Here is a 3,355-nt window from a genome sequence, read left to right as displayed (position 1 = left end):
GAACGAGGCCGTCTACCTGCCCATCGGCACCGACCACAAGCTCGAGAACCCCGGCAAGATCGACCTCGAGCTGATCGAGGTCCGCACCGGACCCTATCTCGGCGAGGACGATGTCGTCCGGCTGGAGAAGGCCGACGCGCTGCTGTTCGGATGAATCCCCACCAGCAGGGGCTACTCCGGACCGGATATAGATTTAAAATCTATGATCTCATGGAGGCTGCCATCGATTGCTGGTTCCGGACGCCGTTTCCTACGGTACAGTAGGTTGCCGCTGCGGTCCGCGGCCCGCCCGCCCATGCCGAATCGTTGAAAGAAGACCGACATGCCAGCAGGCTCTTCGAGACTTCAGGACCAGCCCGTCGCGGTGATCGGCATGTCCTGCCGGCTGCCCGGCGCCGCCGGCCTCGACGATTTCTGGTCGCTGCTGCTGCAGGAGCGCTGCACCGTCTCCACCATCGGCAGCGACCGTTGGGCGATCGAGCGGTTCTACCATCCCCGGAAGGGCGAGCCGGGCCGCAGCTACACCCTGTCCGCCGGGCTGATCGCGGATCCCTACGGCTTCGACGCCGGCGCCTTCCGCATCGCGCCGCGCGAGGCCGAGCAGATGGACCCGCAGCAGCGGCTGCTGCTGGAGCTGGTGTGGGAGGCGCTGGAGGATGCGGGCCTGCCGCCCGCCACCCTGGCCGGCGAGCCGGTCGGCGTGTTCGTCGGCGCCTCCTCGGTCGACGCCTATACCCGGATCGTGGGCGATGCCAGCGGCATCGACACCCATTTCATGACCGGCAACACCGCGTCGATCATCGCCAACCGCATCTCCTACATATACGATCTGCGCGGGCCGAGCCTGACCATCGACACCGCCTGCTCCTCCTCCCTCGTCGCGCTCGACGCGGCGGTGCGGGCGCTGGCGCGGGGCGAGATCGACACGGCGGTGGTGGCCGGGGTCAACATCCTGGGCGCGCCGCAGGCCTTCTACGGCTTCTCCCGCGCCGGCATGCTGTCGCCGACCGGGCTGTGCCGGCCCTTCGCCGCCGCGGCCGACGGCTATGTCCGGGCGGAAGGCGGCGCCGTGCTGGTGCTGAGCCGCCTTGACGCCGCCAAGGCGGCCGGCCGGGTGCCGCGGGTGATGGTCGGCCCGACCGGGGTGAATTCCGACGGCCGCACCGTCGGCCTGTCGCTGCCCTCGGCCGAGGCCCAGCTCCGCCTGCTGGAGCGGGTCTATGGCGAGGCCGGGATCGACCCGAACGACCTGGCCTTCGTCGAGGCGCACGGCACCGGCACCCGGGTCGGCGACCCGGCCGAGGCCGAGGCGATCGGCCGGGCCCTGGGCCAGAAGCGCGACGCGCCGCTGCCGGTCGGCTCGGTCAAGTCGAACATCGGCCATCTCGAACCGGCCTCGGGCGTGGCCGGGCTGGTCAAGGCGATCCTGGCGATCGAGCACCGGCTGCTGCCGGCAACGCTGCATCTCGATACCGTCAATCCGGACATCCCGTTCGACGCGCTGAACCTGGTGCCGGCGCGCGGGCCGGTGGCGCTGCCGCCGGGGCCGCTGACTGCCGGCGTCTCCTCCTTCGGCTTCGGCGGCACCAATGCCCACACCGTGCTGCGGACGCCGCGGCCGGACGAGCTGCCGGAGCCGGCGGCCGAGGCGCCGGCCCGGGCGCTGCTGCTGTCGGCCCATGGCGAGGAGGCGCTGCGCAGCCTGGCCGGGCGCTATGCCGAGGCGCTGGAACAGCCCGAGGCAGCACCGGCCCGGATCGCGCGCCACGCCGCGCATGACCGCGAGCTGCTGGCGCACCGCCTGGCCCTGCCGCTGGACGCCGACGCGGCGGACCGGCTGCGCCGCTTCGCGGCCGGCGACCGCACCGCGCCGGTGCTGTCGGCCCGCGGCGAGGCGGAGGCCGGGGCGGTGTGCTTCGCCTTCTCCGGCAACGGCTCGCAATTCGCCGGCATGGGCCTACACGCCTACCGCGCCAGCCAGTCGTTCCGGGAGGCCTTCGACGAGGTCGATGCCCGCTACGCCGCCCTGGCCGGCTGGTCGCTGGCCGAGGCGCTGCAGGACCCGGCGCTGGAGCAGCGCCTGCCCGCCACCTCGACCGCGCAGCCGCTGCTGTTCGCGGTGCAGGTGGCGCTGACCCGGGCGCTGGCGGCCGAGGGGCTGGAGCCCGCCATGGTGATCGGCCACAGCGTCGGCGAGGTGGCGGCGGCGCTGGCCGCCGGCGCGGTGTCGCCGGACCAGGCGGTCCGGATCATCCATTGGCGCAGCCGCTGCCAGGAGCAGCTGCGCGGCCTGGGCACCATGGCGGTGCTGATGCTGGGCCGGGACGAGGCCGAGCGGCTGCTGATCGAGGTCGGCCTCGTCGGCGTCGTGGTCGCGGCGGTCAACAGCCCGGCTTGCGTCACCGTCTCCGGCCCCGGCGAGCAGATCGAGGCGCTGCTGAAGCTGGCCAAGCAGCGGCGCGTGGCGGCGCAGCGCGTCGGCGTCGACTATCCGTTCCATTCGCCGCTGACCGCCCCCATCGAGGCGCCGCTCAGGGCGGCGCTGGCCGATACCGTCGCGGCCGAGGAGCGGATCCCCTTCATCTCCGCCGTCACCGGCGCGGTGCTGCCGGGCGCGGACCTGGATGCCGGCTACTGGTGGCGCAACATCCGCCAGCCGGTGGATTTCGCCGCGGCGGCGCGGACGGCGCTGGAGCTGGGCGCCGGCATCTTCGTCGAGATCGGGCCGCGGCCGGTGCTGACCGGCCATCTGCGCGACATCGCCAAGGCGGCGGAGCGCGAGGCAGCGATCCTGCCGACCCTGGACAACAAGACCGCCGAGGATGGCGGCGACCCGGTCGAGCGCACGGTGCTGCAGGTGCTGCTGCGCGGCGGCGCGGCCGACCGCCGGCCGCTGTTCGGCGACCGGCCCGCCGGCCGGCGCCTGGCCCTGCCGCACTATCCCTGGCAGCGCCGCGACCTGCGCCAGGCGCCGACGCCGGAGCGAATCGACCTGTCGCTGGCCAAGCCGGCGCATCCGCTGCTGGGCGCCCGGCTGGGCGAAGGCACGCCGGAATGGCACGGCCTGCTGGACCCGGAGCTGCTGCCCTACCTGGCCGACCACAAGGTGGCGGGCGAGGTGGTGGTGCCCGGCGCCGCGCTGCTGGAGATGGCGGCCGCCGCCGGCCGGCAGTGGTTCGGCGCCGAGGCGGTCGAGATCGAGGATTTCGACATCCTGCAGGCCCTGGTGATCGCCGAGGCGACGACGCGCGAGACCTGGCTGCGGCTGGCGCCGGCCACCGGCACGCTGGAGATCCTGAGCCGCCAGCGCATGGCCGGGGAGGAGTGGACGCTGCACGCCCGCGGCCGCGTCGGC

At 73.7% G+C, this 3,355-nt stretch carries 1 protein-coding gene and 1 pseudogene; both read left to right on the top strand.

From position 1 onward, the window contains the following. Positions 1-154: pseudogene (locus ABDW35_RS34390) on the top strand (hypothetical protein); the annotation flags it as partial. 168 nt (positions 155-322) lie between these two features. After that, positions 323-3,355, top strand: a 3,033-nt coding sequence (locus ABDW35_RS34385) for a type I polyketide synthase (protein WP_343718345.1), incomplete at its 3' end; no start/stop codon positions are given.

It is taken from the genome of Inquilinus sp. (assembly GCF_039594555.1).
In the GTDB taxonomy this organism is placed as follows: domain Bacteria; phylum Pseudomonadota; class Alphaproteobacteria; order DSM-16000; family Inquilinaceae; genus Inquilinus.
The sequence above is the reverse complement of the archived record's forward strand: the minus strand, read 5'-3'. Positions and strand labels throughout refer to the sequence as shown.